Below are 18,163 nucleotides of genomic sequence, written 5' to 3' on the forward strand. Positions count from 1 at the left end.
ATGAATGCAGATCCTGACCTGTCCACCGAATCGTCCGTGTCGCCGGGCGCAGTGGAGCCGACCCAGCCCGATATCCGCGTTGGAACGATCGCCTCAGCGCTTGAGGAGGGAGAGAAAACCTTCCTCTGGATCGATTTTGGGGCGCATCTGGGTGTCCGCCGGGCAACAATGACCCTGGCGAAACGCTATCATGCCCCCCAACTGGTTGGCAGGCAGGTTTGTGCTGTGGTTAATCCGCAGCTGAATAACACTACCGTGAATCAAGTGCTGGCCCTCGGTATGCCGGATCGCTCCGGTGATATGGTCCTGATCTGTCCGGACCATCGTGTGCCAGATGGAGGAAAACTGTTCTGATGGCTACCAATTACGCAACCGTCACCTGGGACCAGCTGCATCGCGACGCACGCACCCTCGCATCGGCCCTGATGGCGCGTGGCGCTTTCAAGGGAATTGTGGCTGTGACGCGTGGCGGGCTCATTCCCGCTGCCATCATCGCGCGCGAGCTCGATTGCCGTCTGGTCGAATCCATCTCGGTTATCTCCTACGCAGGCGAGAGCGCGCAGGATCAGAAGGAACCTCGTGTGGTCAAGGCGCCGATCGCTGCGGGCGATGGCGAGGGCTTTCTGGTGATCGACGATCTGGTCGATTCCGGCGAAACGGCGAAGGTCGTGCGCGACGTGCTTCCCAAGGCGCATTTCGCGTGTCTTTATGCCAAGCCTAACGGCAAGCCGCATACGGACCAGTATGTGATGGAAGTGGCGCAGGATACCTGGGTTTTGTTCCCCTGGGATACGGCCCCGCTCTTCGTACCGCCGCTTGCACGTAACCTCGGATAATTCTTCACTTTTTTTGTGGTGCTGCCCTTTCACCCTGCCGCGAGTTGCGGTAGGGTCCGCGCGTTCGGGGCGTGGCGCAGCCTGGTAGCGCGCTTGTTTTGGGTACAAGAGGCCCCCGGTTCGAGTCCGGGCGCCCCGACCACCACCAAGGGTCTCGCGATACGCGCCCTTAGCTCAGTTGGATAGAGCAACAGCCTTCTAAGCTGTGGGTCGCTGGTTCGAATCCAGCAGGGCGCGCCATTTCCGGAAATCCTGATCTACTTCTACTCTCTGCGATTTTTCGCGTTTTCAGTTCGATGTCCTGAGCGAGCAAGCGATTGCAAGGCATTCTTCGATCATGGTGCCACGCGCAATCAAGAGATCGCGTTCCCACGCGATCTACTTGGGCCGCGGAGAGGGCCTCGCATGCCATGAACAGGCTGGTCGTTCGGTTGGGGCTGTCCGGTCGCGCGTGAGCGATAGGCTCATCGGCCACGGGTTCATCCTCTCTCCTGCATCTTCCGCATCTGCGGCCTCGATTCAGAGGAGTGATTTCGAGGCCCCGTCATCTCAAGCGGAGAGCGCGAGATTCAAAGGGCGGGAGACAGGCCCCCGCAGCGATTGACCCTCGCCAGAACGGAGGGCGATCGATCAGCGCTGTCTTCATGTGTAAGCCAAGTGGCGTTGCCCGTTCCGCGGAGCAGAGGTGTGCGCTTCTTGCACATACAGGTAACAAATACTGATTATTTGTGTTATGGTTGCCATTATTCGGGAATTTCCCGTTTGATACGCGGGTTTCTTTAGCAAGCCCTTCGGGCTAAAGCCCTTTTCCGAACACAACGAATTCCCTGCTCAGCAAGCCTGCGTGGCGCGCCTCAAACCGTCGCCCGCTGTCTCGCGCGCATATTATGCCTCGATCTCACCCTGCAGAGAAATTCCCCGGATAGGGGAGGCCGTTGCCAGGGCGTATGGCGGCACGTCTCATTCACGCAGGCTCAGAGCGATCACGCACCCTGTGAAAGCACGGTTGCAAGGAGAACACTCCATGACATGGCGACCCAGCGCCAATATCCTCCGGCCCGTCTACGGGACGTCAGGCGGCGCATGCCCGACAGCCAGACCCTCCCTGCTTTGGCCACCGGCGTCCCTTGAGGGGGGAGGAGATTACAGCGTCGACTTCGACGGGTTACTGGCGCCAGGGGAGTATATACTCTCCTTTTTGTTCGATGCTGGGACTGCAGCCGATCTGGGCTGGACGAACCTGTTCGGGACGATTGCCACAGCCTGGTTGCGATGGAAGGCGTCCGGGACGCGTATCGTGACTATTTGCGCGCTCACCAGCCACGGCAATACGCATCAGGTCGAGGTCGGGATCGTCATTTCCGCCCGCCCATCTCTGTTCCCTGTCTCTCTCCCCGAGGCACCTCAAACCCCCACACTGGTCCTGTCGAGCGATGCCATGGATCGCTGGTTGCAGACGCTTCCGACCGAGCCGCTCAGTGTGTCGGGAGGCTGGTACAATAATGCCGGTATCCCGACCCGCATCGGGGGAAATAAGGCGGGTAGGTGAGGGGCGGGTTCGTGAGAAGCCTGGGTTGATAGGCCCATGGCCCAAGGACTTTGCGTCAAGTTTCAGGTGTAACCCTATCAGGCATGTCCGCCGGGCGAGACGGAAGGAAGGGCGCATGAGGCGCTCTCCATCAGAGGCCAGACCGCATTCTTTAACCCCATGCCGGGGAACAAGGCTTGGCGTCATCGACCCTTCTGCACTGAGTTCACGAGAGTGAGCGGCGCTCCGGCTTCAGTGTCGTGCCTGACCTGCAAGAACAATAAGCAAACGTTAGTTCAAAAGCCGGGCCCTGTGCCCGGCTTTCTATTTTGGAGGCAAGATGAGCCCCCCTCTTGATTTCATCACTCGGGCTGAATTCGGTGAAAGGATGCGCACTGTGGATGCGGATCTCAAGACCGTGCAGCGCGATCTTATTCTCTTATCCGCACAGCATTCCGAAACGCGCCAGATGCTCAGCGAAATCCTCTCCGAGGTCAAAAGAACGGCAGAGGTTGCATCCCAGAACACACAGGAAACCAGAAATCTGCGAAGCATACGCTCCATGCTGATCGCGGGCGGATCAGGCATCGGCGGTGGTGTGGCAGTAGGCCTCTTCTCGCTTTGCCAGCATTATCTCTCACCATGAGCGGTATCGATGTTGCGGTCGCGTTGATTGTGCGTCCTGATTTCGAAGGGCTGCGTCTGAAGCCCTATCTTTGCCCGGCCGGGTACTGGACCATCGGGTATGGGGCACGGTTTCTTCCTGGTGGTCAGCCAGTGACGGCGAGAACGAGCCCCATCACAGCGGTTCAGGCTCGCCATATCCTCCGCCAAAATCTCGAGACCTTGGTGGGGCAATTGCGCGCATTGGTATCGGTGCCTTTGACGTCCTTCCAACTGGGCGCGCTTCTTTCCTGGCAGTTCAATATAGGCACGCAGGCTGCGCGCTCTTCCACGCTGATCCGCCTGCTCAATCTGGGGAAATACGAGGAAGCGGCAGCACAATTTGCGGTCTGGAACAAGGCGACGGTAAAGGGGAACCTCGTCTCGCTGCCTGGCCTGACCAGGCGTCGGCGCGTGGAAGCCGATGTTTTCAGGGGACTTGTCGAGGCAGCCTTTCTCGAACCTCCTGCAACATGATTCGCCGGAGTGGGGCTTCACCGGCGGTGAGATGGCTTGAGTTCGCCGGGCGCCTTGCCAGCCTTTGTCTCGGGTGACGCCTGGTTCATGGTTGGGGATTGAAAACTATTTCAAAGCACAGCGCTTCAGCGCCTTTTCTTATGCCAGCATGTGGGTAAGCTTGCGGTTTATATGGGGTGCGCGAAGCGGTGAAGGCAGGACAGATTCCGGCTTGCGCTTCGACATTTCTGCAGTCGTCTCAGTAACTGGGTGCCGTACGGATTGAAGCATGGTCGATGAGAGGACGAGCGCAGAGGGGCTGGCGGCCTATGACATCCTCGATACCCCGCCAGAGCGGGGGTTCGATGATCTCGTTTCGCTTGCGGCGCAGCTTTGCGATGCCCCGATCGCAGTCATAAGTCTGCTGGACCATGATCGTCAGTGGTTCAAGGCCCGCACCGGCATTCTGCTGGAGGGGACGAGCCGTGAGGAGGCGTTTTGTCGGCTTGTCGTCGAATCTGACAAAGCGGTCGAGATTACCGATCTTGCGCTTGATCCGCGTACGGCCAGCAACCCCCTTGTCACCGGCGAACCGTGCCTGCGCTTTTATGCTGGAACGCCGCTCAGGACACCTTATGGCACGCTTGGCGCGCTTGCTGTCGCCGATAGCCAACCGCGAGGAGCAGGGTTGGGTCAGGCGCGGCGCGCGGCGCTCGACAAGCTGGCCAAGCTCGCGGTCGACCTGCTCGAAAAGACACGCAGGACCCAGGCGCTGCTCGCTGCGCAAACGCGATGGCGCGGTCTCTTTCAGGGCATGGAGGAAGGTTTTTTCCTGGCTCGCGTCGTGCGCGATCATGCTGGGCAGGTAAGGGATTGGGAATATCACGAGGTCAATCCGGCCTGGGAACACCATGTCGGTATCCGCGCGATTGACGTGATCGGCAAGCGTTATGGTGATTTGTTTCACCAGACCGAGGCCGACTGGCTCGGCCTGGCGTCACGGGCAGTGGCCGATAACAAGGCCGTGCCGTTCCTGCAGCGCGTACAGGTCACAGGGCGCTGGTATTGCGGCAACTTCCATCCCGTCGGGCAGGACTTCTTCTCTGCCACATTCCGCGAGGTAACCGGGCAGATTTCGGCTGAGCGGCGTCAGACCGGGCTCGTTCGTCTGGGGGATGTGCTGCGTGACGAGCGTGATGTTGCGATCATGACCAGTCGGGCCATGGAGGTGATCGGTGAAGCCCTTTGCGCCGATCGCGCCACTTATGGCGAACTGGACCATGATATCGAGACGATCAACGTCGCCGAGGGCTGGTCGGTCGCAGGAATGCCCCCGATCAAGGGTATCTACCGCTTCGATGATTATGGCCATCTGCGCGAAACCCTGCTGGCGGGAAGGGCGCTGGTCATTGCCGATGTCATGGCCGACCCGCGCACGCGCGCTGAGAGCGCCGGATGGTTGGCGCTCAAGGCGCGCGGTGTCATCAATGTGCCCGTCAGGGAGGATGGACGCAACGTAGCGCTCATGCTGGTGCATTTCTCTCTGCCGCATGACTGGACCAGTGACGAGATTCACTGGCTCCATAATGCGGCAGACAGGCTGGAACTTGCCATTGCACGCCGGCGCGCCGAGGAACTGCAGAACGTCATCAATGGCGAGATCGCCCACCGTCTGCGCAATACGCTTGCCATGGTTCAGGCGGTTGCGCGCATGACGTTGCGCGATGCCCTATCCAAGGAGGAGGCAAACCGTTTCTATGCGCGGCTCCAATCTCTCGGACGGGCCCATGATTTGCTGCATTGCGACGATCAGCGTGCGGCCATTCTGGGTGAATTGATCGCGAGTATCATCGGGGATGCCGGGATGGGCGAACGATGCCGTCTTTCGGGGCCGGTCATCAGGCTCGGCTCACGCGCCGCCATGTCCACGGCCCTGCTCATTCATGAGATGACGACCAATGCGTGCAAGCATGGGGCGCTTTCTGCGGGGGACGGGACCGTCGAAATCGTCTGGGAGGTCGAAACAACGGAGACAGGCAACGAGCTTGTTCTGCTCTGGCGGGAGCGGAATGGCCCTCCGGCTTCCCCCCCGTTGCGGGGCGGATTTGGTTCGCGCCTGATATCCTTTGGTCTGATTGGAACGGGAGGCGTGTCTCTGCATTATGATCCAGAAGGTCTGTCGGCAAGCTTCCGGGCCGACGCAGAAAAGATCAAGAGGACGTAATGGCCCATTCGCTCGCTTTTGCCCGTCCAAGGGCACCGACCGTTCTCGTTGTCGAGGACGAACCCTTACAGCGCATGAGCCTTATGGATCTGGTCGAGGAGGCGGGATACGAGGTCGCCGAGGCGTCCGATGCGGATCAGGCCTTGATCATTCTCGAAAGCCGACCCGATATCCGGATCATTCTTGCCGATGTTGATATGCCCGGCAGTATGGACGGGCTGCGTCTTGCCGCGCTGGTTCGCGATCGCTGGCCGCCCATCGAAATCATTGTGACCAGCGGTCGCGGTGTTCCGCAACTCACCACCATTCCGGCGCGGGCGATGTTTTTGCCGAAACCGCTCAATGAGGAGCGTGTTCGGGACGCCCTGCACCTCTTCACCTGACAAGCGCCTCTTTGGCGAGCGGTGCATCAGGAGGCTTGGGTCTCCATTGATCGTGACATCGGTTTGCGATGCGCTGCCAGGCAGCAGAGCACACTGAGAACGATCGATCCAAACGAGGCGATTTCGAGCGGGTGCGGCACACGCTGGTCCCAAACAAAGCCGTAGAGCAGAGCAAACAGGGTTTCGAACAGGATCATCTGCCCGGTGAGCGTCAGCGGTAGCAGACGGCTCATCTTGTTCCACAGGGCATTGCCGCAAAGCGATGCGATGACCGCAACGCCTAGGGAGACTCCGGTAAACTCCATCCAGGCCATGCTTGTGTGGCGGGCGGGGTCGAGGATCAGGGCGATGGGAAGCAGCAGCAATGATTGTGCGCCTGTGACCAGACCGGTAAGCAGGTTCCAGTCATGTGCGCTTACGCCGTTCAAACGATCCAGGGCGCGACTATTCCCCACGGCAAAGCCGGTCCATGAGGCAAGCGCCGCGCAGGCACAGCCGAGGCCGATCAATCGTGCGGCCCCGCCAGACGCCGCAGCTGAGCCTGGCTGGAAAAGTGCCTGCCATCCGATGCAAAACGCACCGACCATGCAGAAAAACAGCGACGGCGCGAGATGTACGAAACGCGGGGCGTCGCGGTCGCGACTGCCAATGATTGTAACAGCAACGGGCATGAAGCCGATAACGAGCGAGGTCAGCGCGATACCGCCCTGCTGCACCGCCGTCGAGAGCATGATGTAGTAGAAGCTGTTGCCGAAAAAAGAGAGCCAGAAGAGCACGATCCAGTCTCGTCGGCGCAGGGTATGGCCCAAGCGCTTCAGGCGAGGGCTTACGAGCATGAGCGCGATAAGCCCGTAAAAGAGATAGCGGCCCGCTGCGAGATCAAGCGGCGGAAAATCGCGCACAAGCTCCGGCGCCAGAAAGACCAGCCCCCAGAGCGCGCCTGCACCAGCGCCGCAAAGCACACCGAGGGGCAGATTATGGCGGGGGGCTGATGGGGGTGTGATCATGCCTGACTATCTAGCGGGATGAACTTGTCCTGTCTTGAGGGGCGTTTCGCGATTTCCGCTGCGCGCGCCCTCGCCTCGCCCGATGACGCAGTCGGGTAAGTCCGATTGCGACACCCAGCAGGGAGAGCGAGCTCACCCCGACAAGAAGGGGCGTGATGAGAAAGAGCCTTGCGAAAGGGCGTCGAAGCCAGGCAAAAAAATCCAGGTCATGAGGCCCGTAAATGACCCAGCGCGTGGCCTTGGCGTTGCTCTCGGCAACGAGGACCGTGTTTCCGGTTCTCGAATCCAGATAGAGCCGGGTTTCATCGGGCCCGATAACACGATAGGCGGGAAAGTGCCGAAGGCGATGACGGGTCGAAAAATAGTAGGAGTCATCCTGGGTGATCTGGTCGACACGCGCATCAAGGCCACTTGTCAGCGCTCTTTCCTTCAAAGTGATTACCGAAGGTGTCGCGGCTTCGAGGGAGAGGGACAGGCGGGTCGAAGCGCCTGTTTCAGTCATGACAGACAAGGCAGGGCTGCCACCTTGCCCCGTCAGGACGACATCGCGGAAATGTCTCTCAGGGTGGGCAATCAGTGCCGCTATCGCCGTTCGCAGCTCCGCCATGTCGACGCTTCCCTCAAAGCGATCCACCCAGCCCGGATTAGGCTGACGGGCGAGCAACCCTGCGGGGTTCATCGTCAGCAGCCCTGTCGTGATCCATGACAGAAGCATCCCGCCGAAAACGAGACCGCAGAGGTGATGCCACAGATGCAGTCCGCGATAGGGCGAGACCCGATGTCCAGTATGCACACGCCGTACACCGATCCAGAGCCCGAGCGCGGTGAGGATTACGCCAAGGCAGGACAGGACAATGAGCACATTGGCCCAAAGCCTCTGATGGCGTTTGAGTAAGGATGGGTAGAGCCAGTGAGGGATAGGCCCCAGCCAGGACCAGAAGCGCGTTCGGCCCGTCGTGTCCTGCACCACATCGCCGTTGACCGGTGAAAGGTACAGCAGTCGCCGCGCCGACCCGTCAATGGCGTAGCGATAGAAGCCCTGCACATGATCTTTTGTGTTCAGTATCCACTGATCATTTCGGCGCAGTCCCTCGAAATGGGCCGCGCCCGGTGTGCCGGACAAAGCTGCATAGCGTTCGGCATCGGCTCGCAGGGCGAATGGAGACAGGGTGAGGGGGCGGCCGTTCCTCAGATCATAATGTGTGCTTGCGCCTGAGAGCGCCTGGGCTCCGAGGACCGGGATCCCACCAGCCATGGTGAGGCGCAGGCTGCGATAGCGATCCTCGAGCCGGGGTATTACCGGTGGATTTCTAAAAGTCAGGATCTCATGGGTAAGACCAACGCGTTCGGCCTCCGGCGCTGGCCATGTTTCCCAGAGCATGACAATACCCGAGAGGCACCAGAGACCCATCATCAGCCCCAGCGTGATGCCCAGCCAGCGATGAAGCAGGAACGCGTAACGCAGTCCCAGTTTACGCATCTGGCTCATGAAAGACACGCTCGGCCCAGACGCCCTATGCTGAGAGGGTCGCGGTTCCATCCTCCGCTCTGATGCCACTGCGCGCGCAAATCGAGGGCGGCGTCATGGGCGAGCATGAGTCCTCCTTGCGCGGTTCTGAAACGGTCAGGGCGTAAGGCGTGGCGCAACGGTTTCAATCTCGTTTTCATCACGGGTTAAAATAAAAACAGCTCCCGGGGACAGGCGGTGAGAAGCTCTTCTTCTTCGGGCCTGGAAAGGACCATGAGGGGGATCGGGACGCGAAATCGTTGCTTGCGCATGCCAGGTTTGCGTATCGGGCACTGACCGCCCGGCGGTCGGCGCCGTACATGTTTCTGAATACCGGTTACAGTCGAAGCGCGTTTCAATCAGTGGCGATCGTCACGCCGATCTTCCGCAACTCTTCCAGACAGGGGCGAGGATCGGCGGCTATGCCACGGCTGGCTGACAGCGCCAGGGTCGTATTGAAACCGAGCTGGCTCGCGTCTTGCGCCGTTGCCCTCACGCAGAAATCGAGCGCCAGTCCGGCCAGAAGCACATGTTCGATATCGAGCCCATGCAGCAACGCGTCCAGCCCAGTCGAGTGGCGTCGTTCATTATCGAAAAATCCCGAATAGGAGTCACAGGCCGGGTCAAGACCCTTATGGATGATATGACTTATGTGGCTCTGATCGAGCCCACTCGGAAAATCTGCCCCGGTAGTGCCTGCGACGCAATGGACCGGCCATGGTCCCCCTTCGGAAATGAAAGAGACATGTGCGGCCGGATGCCAGTCCCGTGTCGCAATGATCGCTGCAAACTCCTGTCGCACGAGCTGATTTATCGGTGGGAGGATCAGATCCCCCTCTGGTACGGCCAAGGCGCCGCCCGGCAGGAAATCATTCTGGACGTCAACGATGATCAGGGCCGTTCTGGCCGGGTTCTGCAAGGCGGGCACCATTGACAGGCTCCATGGGGTGCACCACGCGGGCGCTGGGACAATTCCCGTCCATCAGTGACCGATAACGTGGCGCATGTCATCGCCGAAATGATTCAGAGCGTCCTTGGCCGACATATGGCGCCTATGCCCATTCTCGGCGACGATGGTCACGGTTGCCGTCATGCCAGCCGCCAGATGCAGATCGGGTGGCAACTGGTCGATATGCACGCGCACCGGAATGCGTTGGGCGAGACGCACCCAGGTATAGACCGGATCGACGGAGGGCAGGCCCTGTGTGGCCGTGCTGGCGTTCATGCTGGAAATACCACGCGTGATGCTCTCCACATGGCCGAACACCGGATGATGCGCCCCCATGAGATCCATGCGCACCGGATCGCCGATCTCGATGTTGTGGACTTTGGTTTCCTCGAAATATCCGTCCACCCAATAGGAGGCGGAATCGATGATCTGGATATTCACATGGCCAGCCGTGGCAAAATCACCGGGGCGCATCAGGAGATTGGTCACGTAGCCGTCGATTGAACTGTGAACGATGGTGCGCTCGAGATCGATGCGCGCCTGTCGTAGCGCAGCTTGCGCCGCGTCATATTGCGCGTGGGCCTGCGCGGCTGCCGCGGCATATTGCTGCTTTTCTTCTCCTGATACGGCAACGCCCGGGATGATCCGTCGTCTCTGAAACTGCGACAGACGGAAATCGAGATCGGCCTTGCGTTCGGCCAGATTGGCTTCTGCGGTTGCTACGCGCACCTTGAAGTCGAAAGGGTCGATGACATAGAGCACGTCCCCCTTGTGAACGAATTCATTGTCCTGAACGCGTACCTCGAGGATCTCGCCCGAGACACGGGGGGCCATGTTCACCACCTGCGCGCGTACCTGCCCGTTCCGGGTCCAGGGGGCTGCGGTGTAATAGTCCCACAGGATCACGATGACGACCCCGGCAACGATGAGGATCGACAGGGTGATAAGCCATCTGATCAGGCGTGAGGCGCGAGCGAGCACGGGCAGGGTTCTTTCACAGGAGCCAGGTATAGAGGCCGAGCAGACAAACCAGCAGGCCGAACTGGGCGAGGGGCGGATTCCAGAAAAACCGCCAGAGATTGAGCCTGCCGAAACACCACCGTATGAGCGCGAGCGTCAGCAAGGCGAGAAAGAGATTGGCGATGAACGCCGAGACCAGCACGCCCTCGAGATCGACAACTTCACTCATCGATAGGCTCCCTCGAGGCAGGTCTTGACAGATCTCACCATCGGGCGCGTCCGAGGCCGAAATGGAGCAGGGTCGAACGGTTATCCTGCAAGGTGGACCGCACGGCTTCAAGGCTTCCTGCGCAGAGGATGGCGACTGCCCGCTCCCGCGGCGTCGCCTCCTGCGCAATCTGCAGGAACCGGGCGCTCAACTGGGGCAGTGCATGGGCGAGGGTAGGAAAACTGGCCGAATTGACCAGGCAATGCGCCTCTGCCGAAAGCGCGCCGAGGCAGGGAGCCTGTCTCGCCTCGTCCAGATAGTGTCGCACACGGGCGAGTGTTGTTGCGAGATCCTCGAGCATGACCAGACGATTGAACACGTAGCGATTGATCGGGCGTTCGGCATCCATGCGTTTCGTCCAGGTAAGGAGCTGCGCCAGACGATCATATTTCAGGCTGAGCAATGCTGCGCCTGCGGGTCTTCCATTGCCCCGGAGTTGCGCCTCAAGATCCTGACCGATGGTCGCGGCAATACGAAAGCGGCGGCTCCTGGGTGTCGGGGGGAAAAGGAGCACCAGGATGACGAAGGCGATGACGCCCGAGACGAGATAGAAGATATTGCGCGAAATAAACGCCAGAGGATCGTAATCCTGATGATTGCTGAGCCCGAGAATAACCGGGAAGAACGCGCCGTAATTGAAGCCAATGGCGCTTGTCCGACCATTCATGAGCATCAGGCATGCGAATATCGTGTGAGGCAGGAAGACCAGCGCCAGCGCGCCGAAGGCCGCGACATGCGGCAGAATGAAGTAATTCATGATGATGGCGACGAACACGGCGAGAGACAGGCCAAGTATGGCCCCCATACCGAATTGCGACGTATCGGCCGCCGTCGAGGCAAGCGTCAGAATGAGCGCCGCCTGGGAAAGCGCGGCCATGGAGGCCGGTTGATCGCTCGCGATGCAAAGCCCCGCCATGATGGAAAAGCCAAGCAGCACACGCAGGGCATTGACCAATGCAGCAACGTAATCCGGGTGTTGCGCGATCTGAGCCAGTTTCAGCGCTTCTCCGGCTGGCGTCGCATGCTGTAAGGTGTCGATCCCAGTGCTGATATGTAGCCGATTGCTCAACATTACGGCGCTGCGCTCGAGAAAATGGGCATCGCTGGCGTCAGGATGGTAGTCGGGCTCCTCCTTGCGCATCGCCTCGATCAGGGAGCTGACGGTCTCGTAGCGGTCGCTGTGATCCTCCCGCAATTCATGCCAGGCCAGAACGTGGCGGCGAGCAAGGGGGGTGATGGTCTTGTGGCGCAGGATATGGGCGATGGCCCTGCCCGAGCCGAGCACGGTCAGCATGCCGATGATGGCAAGACGCGCGCCCGCGCTGCGTCGCGTCGAGCGATCGATTTCCGTTCTCGCATAGGTGATCTGGGCCGAAAGGGAGAGGATATCGCCCGCCAGAGCCGTTGTTTCCATGGCATCCGGCACGGCTTCACCCTGCATCGCTTGATGACCGAAGTCGCGTATCTCGCGCGCTCTGGCTTCGAGACTATCGGCCAGTTTCTGCCAGGCTTTGGGTGAGCCTGTCAGCATATTGACGAACGCGACCGAGGCGATGCCGATTGCGACGCAGCTCGCTCGCGAAAGGGCAACATCGAAAACGTTCTGGGGCGTGTCGATGACGTTGATTGCGACCAGCGCAATCGTATAGCCAGCCAGAAGGGCGCCGTAGGAGCGGAAGTTCCGCTCGAGTGAGCCGATATAGGTGCAGCCAGCCAGCCAGAGCGCACAGCCGCCCAGCAACATGCCACGGTCCTGACTGAAGCAAGCAATCAGAAGAATGGAGGCCGCCACGCCGAGCGCGGTGCCGATCAGACGATAGAGTGCCTTGGACAGGGCCTGCCCGCGCAAAGGCTGGGTAATGATCATGACCGTGACCGCAGCCCCGGCCGGTGCGTCCAGCTGCGCCCAGAACGCTGTTGCGAGAGCGAGGCAGATAGCCGCCCAGCTGCGCAGCGAGAAACCGATCCAACCAGGAGGAAAGGGCGGATTGGGCAGATCGCTCGGCAGAGGCCACCAGCGTATGCGCGTCTGCGCCCCGTCGCTCATCCTGCTCCATCCGGAAAACTGACTCTGTGATGAAGAACGCCTCGTGGGCTGTGCAGGTCAAGCACGCATCGCCCGAAGACGGGTCCGGAAATCCTTTGTCAGATACGCTTCAGAAACCACCCGATTCAGGGGGCACCATGCGTGAGACCAGAAGCTGATTGATTCGGAACCCGTCCACATCGACGACTTCGAACCGATAGCCTGCGGCCTCGACACGGTCAGCCTTGCGCGCCATGCGACGCAGCCGGTGCATGACGAAACCGCCGATGGTATGGAACAGGTCGCGTTCAGCATCGAGATCGATATCCAGCTCGCGAAAGACATCGCCGATCGGGGCCGCGCCGTCGATCAGCCATGAATTGGCATCACGTCGAACGATTGCCTGCTCCTCGAACGGGCTTGCCAGGCCATCCATGAGCGCGCCCATGATGTCCTTGAAGGTAATCAGCCCGACGACAAGGCCATACTCGTTGACGATAAGCGCAAACCCGGCGCCATGGGTGTCGAACTGGGCGAGCGTGTCCCACAGATTCAGCGTGTCCGGCAGAGAGAGCGTATCGCGCCTCATGCGGAATATCTGGCTGCTGATCGGCTGGCTCGGATCAGCATGGGGCGGCACTTCATCGACCACGGCCACGAGCACGTCCTCCGCGCGTATCGATCCAATGACGTGATCGAGGCCGCCATCGCAGAGCGGATAGCGCGAATAGGGACGGATGCGCACCTTGTCACGCTGAGATTCGAGTGATTCCTGAACGTCGAGGAACACGATCTCGTCGCGTGGGGTCATGGCGGAGGTGACGGAACGATCCTGGAGGGCCAGCACGTTCTGGATCAGCTGATGCTCTTTTTCCTGCAACACGCCCGATGCCGTGCCTGCTGCTAGCATGGCGTTCAGATCTTCGGGGGTCACGGGCTCTACGGCGGAGGCGGCGGGAATGCGGAGCAGGCTCAGGAGCCAATCCGAGATGATCGAGAAAATCCAGACCGCCGGGTAAAGCACCCTGAGTGCGCCGGTGAGAAACCAGCCCACGCGCAGCGCTACCCGGTCAGGATTATTGAGCGCGATCCGCTTGGGCAGCAGATCGGCGAAAAGCACGAACAGACCGGTCACGATCACGAAGGCCAGGGTTGCAGCGGTCTTGGTCGCTACGCCCTGCGTCAAGCCAGCTTCAATAAGGGCCGTGCTGAAAGCAGGAGTCAGGAGTTCACTGGAAATCACGCCGCCCAGAACGCCCACCGCATTGAGGCAGATCTGCAATACCGTGATGACCTGGCCGCTGTTGCGCCGCAGTTTCAGAAAGGCCGAGGCCCGTGCATCGCCCTGATCGGCCAGCGCGCGCAGGCGGATATCGCGCGCTGCAGCGAACGAGATTTCAGACAGGGAAATCAGAATGGAGACGGCAATAGCTGCCACCATGGCCGCAAGGCCCAGAAGCAGCAACGTCATGCGCGTAGCTCCTCATAAACAGGGACAAAGGATAGCGTGAGCCCGTATTTAGGCCTTTTCTGCCTCCCTTGCCAGTATTCGTCCGTCACGGAGCGGGTGGCAGCCCGGCGATTTCCCGCCAGCCCGCCTCATCGCAAGTGTCGAGACCCAGATCCGCCGCTTTTTTGGCTTTTGATCCTGCTTTTTCGCCCAGCACCACAAGCCCGGTCTTCTTGGAAACAGAGTCGCTCACCTGTGCTCCAAGCCGCTCTGCAATGGCCTTTGCTTCCGGTCGGGTCATGCTGTGCAGCGTGCCGGTAAAGACGATGGTCTTGCCTGAGAGCGGTCCCGATTCCGGGCGAGATTCTTCTTCGATGGTAAGTTGCCCGCGCAGGTCTGCCAGTGTCTCGACATTATGCGGCTCGGCGAAAAACGCGAGAAGATCAGCCACGATGCTCTCACCGATCCCCATGATGCTGCCGAGCGCAAGTCGGTCGTCCGATCCGATCACGCGGGCAGCGTTCATGGCCTCAACCCAAGCCTCGTAGCTCTGATAATGGCGCGCCAGAAGCTGCGCGGTGCGCTCTCCGATCCGGCGAATCCCGAGCCCGAAGAGAAAGCGGCTGAAACTGATGCTGCGGCGCTGTTCGATGGCGCGCAGCAGATTACGCGTCGAGACCTCGCCCCAGCCTTCGCGACCGCGTATCAGCTCGGCCTTTTCATGGAGGCGAAAAATATCGCCCGGCTTGTCGATTAGGCCGATCTCATGAAACTCACGTATGGAACGCTCACCAAGCCCGTCGATATCGAATGCAGGTCGGGAGACGAAATGAATGAGACGTTCGACCACCTGCGCCTCACAGGTCAGTCCGCCCGTACAACGGCGCACGGCCTCGCCTTCTGGGCGCTCCGTCAGGGAGTCGCATACCGGGCAGCGTGTAGGGAAGACGAAAGCCGGGCTTCGGGGCGCGTCCTCGGGTACGGGGCCAAGTATCTGCGGAATGACGTCGCCAGCGCGCTGGACGCGCACGAGATCACCGGGGCGTACGTCCTTTCGGGAAATTTCGTCCTCGTTATGCAGCGTCGCTCTTGAGACGATCACCCCGCCGACATTGACCGGTTGCAGATGAGCCGTCGGGGTCAGAGCGCCGGTACGCCCCACCTGTATCTCGATCTTCTCAAGACGAGTGATGGCCTGCTCCGACGGGAACTTCCAAGCGATGGCCCAGCGCGGTGCACGGCCCACGAAACCTAGGCGGGTCTGTAGGGCGATAGCGTCGAGTTTGAAGACCACGCCGTCTATATCATAGGGCAGGGCAGCACGATCGCGCGCCAACGTGTCGATATACGCGGCGATATCGCTCGCATGGGCGATGCGGCGGGACAGCGGGTTGACGGGGAAACCCCAGGCCCGCAGTTGCTCGAGATAAGCCCAATGCGTGTCGGCGCACGCGGCGCTGGCATAGCCCTGGGCGTAGGCGAAAAGCGAAAGCGGGCGGCGCGCGGTCACCGCAGGGTCGAGCTGACGCAGCGAGCCCGCAGCCGCATTGCGGGGATTGGCAAAGCTCTTCTGCCCCTGCGCCTGCATCGTCTCGTTCAGCGTCAGGAAGTCGGGCTTGGCCATGAAGATTTCGCCGCGTATCTCGATTTCATCCGGGAATTTGCCTGTAAGCCTGCGGGGGATATCGGCAATGGTCAGCAGATTGGCGGTCACGTCTTCTCCGACCATGCCATCGCCGCGCGTTGTCCCACGTACGAGCGCGCCCCCGACATAGGTGAGATTGATCGAAAGCCCGTCGATTTTCGGCTCTGCGACAAAAGCAAGCGCATCCGCTGCGGCCGCATCAAGCCCGAGAAAGCGCGCAGCCTTGGTCACGAAGGCATCGAATTCCTCGGTGGTAAAGACATTGTCGAGCGAGAGCATGGGTACGCGATGCGCCTGCTTGCCAAACGCTGAATCCGGGGCAGCCCCGACGCTATCTGTCACCCCACCCTGGGTCTTGAGCTCGGGATAGGTTTCCTCCAGCGCGACGAGGTCGCGTCGCGTGGAGTCATATTCCGCATCCGAGACTTCCGGCGCGTCATTCTGATAATAGGCCGCGTTCCAGCGCGCGATGAGCGCCGCAAGCCGGGCGTGTTCTCTGGCGTGGATATCGTCCATTACTCTTGTTCCAGAAGACTGTCTGCTGCCGTGCGGGCGGCATCCGTGATGGTTTCTCCGGCGAGCATGCGGGCAATCTCCTCGCGACGCTCCTCCGCCGAGAGCTTCTCTGCCAGCGTCTCGGTGCGCTCCTTGCGGATGCGCTTGCTGATGCGCAGATGCTGATCGCCCCGCGCTGCAACCTGTGGGCTGTGGGTGACCACGAGCACCTGAACATCCTGTGCGACACGGTGCAGGCGATCACCGATGGAGGAGGCCGTGGCGCCACCTACGCCGGAATCAACCTCGTCGAATACGAGTGTGGGTATGGCGGAGCGCTCGGCCAGAACCACCTTGAGCGCGAGCATGAGCCGCGAGAGTTCACCGCCCGAGGCGACCTTGGCCAGAGGGCCGGGAGGCTGGCCCGGGTTGGCGGCGATCAGGAAAGACGCCTGCTCCTTGCCTCGCAGGTTCCAGGCCTCTGGTTCAAGTGGGGTGAGCGCGACGATAAAACGCGCGCGTTCGAGGCGGACGGGTTTGAGCTCGGCCATGACGGCTGTCTCCAGACGGCGCGCGGCGCGCGCCCGGATCTGGCTCAAAGCCTCGGCTTCAGTCGCAAAAACCTCGCGCGCTGCCTTTGTCTCGGCCTGGAGTTGCTCGATACGCGCATTTCCGGAATCGAGCGCCTCGAGCCGCGCCTGCAGGCTGGCCAGCAAGGCCGCGAGCTCATTGACCCCGACACCATGCTTGCGCCCGGCGGCACGCAGGGCAAAGAGGCGCTCTTCGGTCTCTTCAAGCAGTTTGGGGTCTGTGTCGGCGTCGGCGGCAAGGCGCGAGAGCAGGGTTTCGGCTTCGGCCAGTGCCTCTTCCGCCTTTTCGAGGGCTGCCAGAGCTTCCTGCGCCTGATGCTGCTGGGCCGAACTGGGCGCAGACTCATCCCCCGGCGCCGGAAGGAGACGCGCCAGCGTGCGGCTGGCATTGCGCAGGGCGGCGGCGGGTGTAGCCGACCGACGGTCGCGTGGTGTCAGCTCGGAGAGAGCCGCGGCAATAGCCTCGCCCCGGCGCTCATTCTGCTGCAAACCGATGCGCAGAGACGCGAGCTGCTCTTCCTCATCCTCCTGCGGCGCGAGGGCGGACAGATCCTCAACCGATTGCCTCAGCCAGTCTTCTTCGCGTCGCGTGGCCTCCATTTCCGACTGGGCGGCGGCGAGGGCAGCCGTCGCCTCGATCCAGCGGCGGTACCCGCGTGCAACAGCGTCCCGCGCACGGCGATCGACGCCGAACGCGTCGAGCAGATCGAGATGGGTGCTCTGATCGGCCAGACCCATCTGGTCATGCTGCCCCTGAATCTCGACCAGCAGCGCGGCAATACGCCGCAGTAGTCCCACCCCGATCGGCTGATCATTGACATAGGCCCGTGAGCGCGAGTCTGTCGTGACTGTTCGGCGCAGCACGAGGGGCTCGTGAGGGTCATCGAGGGCGATGCCTTGCTCGGCGAGAAGCTGATGAACGGGATGCCCATCGGGTATCTCGAAACAGGCTGACACGGCCGCCTGGTCGGCTCCGGCGCGTACCAGACCGCCACTGGCGCGATCGCCCAGGGTCAGGCCGAGTGAGTCGAGGAGGATGGATTTGCCTGCGCCTGTCTCACCCGTCAGTACCGTAAGCCCGGGATGGAACGGCAGATCGAGCCTCTCGATCAGGACGATGTCGCGTATCGAGAGGTGAGTCAGCATGGAAGGGGGGCCCGATTATTCAGCGTGGAA

At 61.0% G+C, this 18,163-nt stretch carries 16 protein-coding genes and 2 tRNA genes; 9 read left to right on the top strand and 9 right to left on the bottom strand.

Annotated features, from left to right (window positions below; genetic code table 11):
• The 9 genes from WFJ47_RS13660 (at window position 1) to WFJ47_RS13700 (ending at window position 6,090) form a co-directional block, all read left to right on the top strand.
• A complete protein-coding gene (locus WFJ47_RS13660) occupies window positions 1–354 on the top strand; it encodes a tRNA-binding protein (RefSeq protein WP_127103559.1) in 354 nt (117 codons plus the stop codon).
• Entirely contained in the window at window positions 354–836 is a 483-nt protein-coding gene (gpt, locus tag WFJ47_RS13665) for a xanthine phosphoribosyltransferase (protein WP_127103558.1), read from the top strand. Before WFJ47_RS13660 ends, gpt begins: the two co-directional genes overlap by 1 nt.
• A 65-nt stretch (window positions 837–901) precedes the next feature.
• Window positions 902–978: transfer RNA gene (locus WFJ47_RS13670), tRNA-Pro, on the top strand.
• Window positions 979–999: 21 nt separating this feature from the next.
• Window positions 1,000–1,076, top strand: a tRNA-Arg gene (locus WFJ47_RS13675).
• Between the two features lie 784 nt (window positions 1,077–1,860).
• Window positions 1,861–2,385, top strand: coding sequence for a hypothetical protein (locus WFJ47_RS13680; protein WP_336763730.1), 525 nt, complete (start codon window positions 1,861–1,863; stop codon window positions 2,383–2,385).
• Window positions 2,386–2,704: 319 nt separating this feature from the next.
• Entirely contained in the window at window positions 2,705–3,010 is a 306-nt protein-coding gene (locus tag WFJ47_RS13685; protein ID WP_127103556.1) for a hypothetical protein, read from the top strand.
• On the top strand, window positions 3,007–3,504 hold the full coding sequence (locus tag WFJ47_RS13690; RefSeq protein ID WP_336763732.1) for a lysozyme: 498 nt from the start codon (window positions 3,007–3,009) through the stop codon (window positions 3,502–3,504). Before WFJ47_RS13685 ends, WFJ47_RS13690 begins: the two co-directional genes overlap by 4 nt.
• Before the next feature lie 268 nt (window positions 3,505–3,772).
• Window positions 3,773–5,707 (top strand): GAF domain-containing protein, encoded by a 1,935-nt coding sequence (locus tag WFJ47_RS13695; RefSeq protein ID WP_336763734.1) that lies wholly within the window; start codon window positions 3,773–3,775, stop codon window positions 5,705–5,707.
• Entirely contained in the window at window positions 5,707–6,090 is a 384-nt protein-coding gene (locus WFJ47_RS13700; protein ID WP_336763735.1) for a response regulator, read from the top strand. The genes WFJ47_RS13695 and WFJ47_RS13700 overlap by 1 nt, the downstream gene beginning before the upstream one ends.
• Before the next feature lie 26 nt (window positions 6,091–6,116).
• Here the strand turns inward: WFJ47_RS13700 and WFJ47_RS13705 are convergent, their stop codons facing one another.
• The 9 genes from WFJ47_RS13705 to recN form a co-directional block, all read right to left on the bottom strand.
• Window positions 6,117–7,097, bottom strand: coding sequence for a DMT family transporter (locus WFJ47_RS13705; RefSeq protein WP_336763737.1), 981 nt, complete (start codon window positions 7,095–7,097; stop codon window positions 6,117–6,119).
• 10 nt (window positions 7,098–7,107) lie between these two features.
• Window positions 7,108–8,586, bottom strand: a complete 1,479-nt coding sequence (locus WFJ47_RS13710) for a PepSY domain-containing protein (RefSeq protein ID WP_336763739.1) — start codon at window positions 8,584–8,586, stop codon at window positions 7,108–7,110.
• Between the two features lie 373 nt (window positions 8,587–8,959).
• Entirely contained in the window at window positions 8,960–9,535 is a 576-nt protein-coding gene (locus WFJ47_RS13715; RefSeq protein ID WP_336763741.1) for a nicotinamidase, read from the bottom strand.
• Between the two features lie 51 nt (window positions 9,536–9,586).
• Window positions 9,587–10,534, bottom strand: a complete 948-nt coding sequence (locus tag WFJ47_RS13720) for an HlyD family secretion protein (RefSeq protein WP_127103536.1) — start codon at window positions 10,532–10,534, stop codon at window positions 9,587–9,589.
• 13 nt (window positions 10,535–10,547) lie between these two features.
• On the bottom strand, window positions 10,548–10,742 hold the full coding sequence (locus WFJ47_RS13725) for a DUF1656 domain-containing protein (protein WP_127103535.1): 195 nt from the start codon (window positions 10,740–10,742) through the stop codon (window positions 10,548–10,550).
• A 34-nt stretch (window positions 10,743–10,776) separates the two neighbouring features.
• Window positions 10,777–12,828, bottom strand: coding sequence for an FUSC family protein (locus tag WFJ47_RS13730; protein ID WP_336763743.1), 2,052 nt, complete (start codon window positions 12,826–12,828; stop codon window positions 10,777–10,779).
• A gap of 109 nt (window positions 12,829–12,937) precedes the next feature.
• The gene (locus tag WFJ47_RS13735; RefSeq protein ID WP_336763745.1) at window positions 12,938–14,278 is read right to left on the bottom strand and encodes a hemolysin family protein; all 1,341 of its coding nucleotides are present in this window, start codon (window positions 14,276–14,278) and stop codon (window positions 12,938–12,940) included.
• Window positions 14,279–14,363: 85 nt separating this feature from the next.
• Complete coding sequence (gene ligA / locus WFJ47_RS13740; protein ID WP_336763746.1) at window positions 14,364–16,418, bottom strand: NAD-dependent DNA ligase LigA; 2,055 nt, start codon at window positions 16,416–16,418, stop codon at window positions 14,364–14,366.
• Entirely contained in the window at window positions 16,418–18,133 is a 1,716-nt protein-coding gene (gene recN / locus WFJ47_RS13745; protein ID WP_336763747.1) for a DNA repair protein RecN, read from the bottom strand. Before recN ends, ligA begins: the two co-directional genes overlap by 1 nt.
• Between the last annotated feature and the right edge of the window lie 30 nt (window positions 18,134–18,163).

Origin of the sequence: Asaia sp. VD9 (assembly GCF_037150015.1) — a bacterium.
In the GTDB taxonomy this organism is placed as follows: domain Bacteria; phylum Pseudomonadota; class Alphaproteobacteria; order Acetobacterales; family Acetobacteraceae; genus Asaia.

Excerpts from the sequence above, each read along its gene's own strand:
- WFJ47_RS13660 (WP_127103559.1), top strand. The coding sequence starts at position 1 with ATGAATGCAGATCCTGACCTGTCCACCGAATCGTCCGTGTCGCCGGGC.
- gpt (WP_127103558.1), top strand. The coding sequence starts at position 354 with ATGGCTACCAATTACGCAACCGTCACCTGGGACCAGCTGCATCGCGAC.
- WFJ47_RS13680 (WP_336763730.1), top strand. The coding sequence starts at position 1,861 with ATGACATGGCGACCCAGCGCCAATATCCTCCGGCCCGTCTACGGGACG.
- WFJ47_RS13685 (WP_127103556.1), top strand. The coding sequence starts at position 2,705 with ATGAGCCCCCCTCTTGATTTCATCACTCGGGCTGAATTCGGTGAAAGG.
- WFJ47_RS13690 (WP_336763732.1), top strand. The coding sequence starts at position 3,007 with ATGAGCGGTATCGATGTTGCGGTCGCGTTGATTGTGCGTCCTGATTTC.
- WFJ47_RS13695 (WP_336763734.1), top strand. The coding sequence starts at position 3,773 with ATGGTCGATGAGAGGACGAGCGCAGAGGGGCTGGCGGCCTATGACATC.
- WFJ47_RS13700 (WP_336763735.1), top strand. The coding sequence starts at position 5,707 with ATGGCCCATTCGCTCGCTTTTGCCCGTCCAAGGGCACCGACCGTTCTC.
- WFJ47_RS13705 (WP_336763737.1), bottom strand. The coding sequence starts at position 7,097 with ATGATCACACCCCCATCAGCCCCCCGCCATAATCTGCCCCTCGGTGTG.
- WFJ47_RS13710 (WP_336763739.1), bottom strand. The coding sequence starts at position 8,586 with ATGAGCCAGATGCGTAAACTGGGACTGCGTTACGCGTTCCTGCTTCAT.
- WFJ47_RS13715 (WP_336763741.1), bottom strand. The coding sequence starts at position 9,535 with ATGGTGCCCGCCTTGCAGAACCCGGCCAGAACGGCCCTGATCATCGTT.
- WFJ47_RS13725 (WP_127103535.1), bottom strand. The coding sequence starts at position 10,742 with ATGAGTGAAGTTGTCGATCTCGAGGGCGTGCTGGTCTCGGCGTTCATC.
- WFJ47_RS13730 (WP_336763743.1), bottom strand. The coding sequence starts at position 12,828 with ATGAGCGACGGGGCGCAGACGCGCATACGCTGGTGGCCTCTGCCGAGC.
- WFJ47_RS13735 (WP_336763745.1), bottom strand. The coding sequence starts at position 14,278 with ATGACGTTGCTGCTTCTGGGCCTTGCGGCCATGGTGGCAGCTATTGCC.
- ligA (WP_336763746.1), bottom strand. The coding sequence starts at position 16,418 with ATGGACGATATCCACGCCAGAGAACACGCCCGGCTTGCGGCGCTCATC.
- recN (WP_336763747.1), bottom strand. The coding sequence starts at position 18,133 with ATGCTGACTCACCTCTCGATACGCGACATCGTCCTGATCGAGAGGCTC.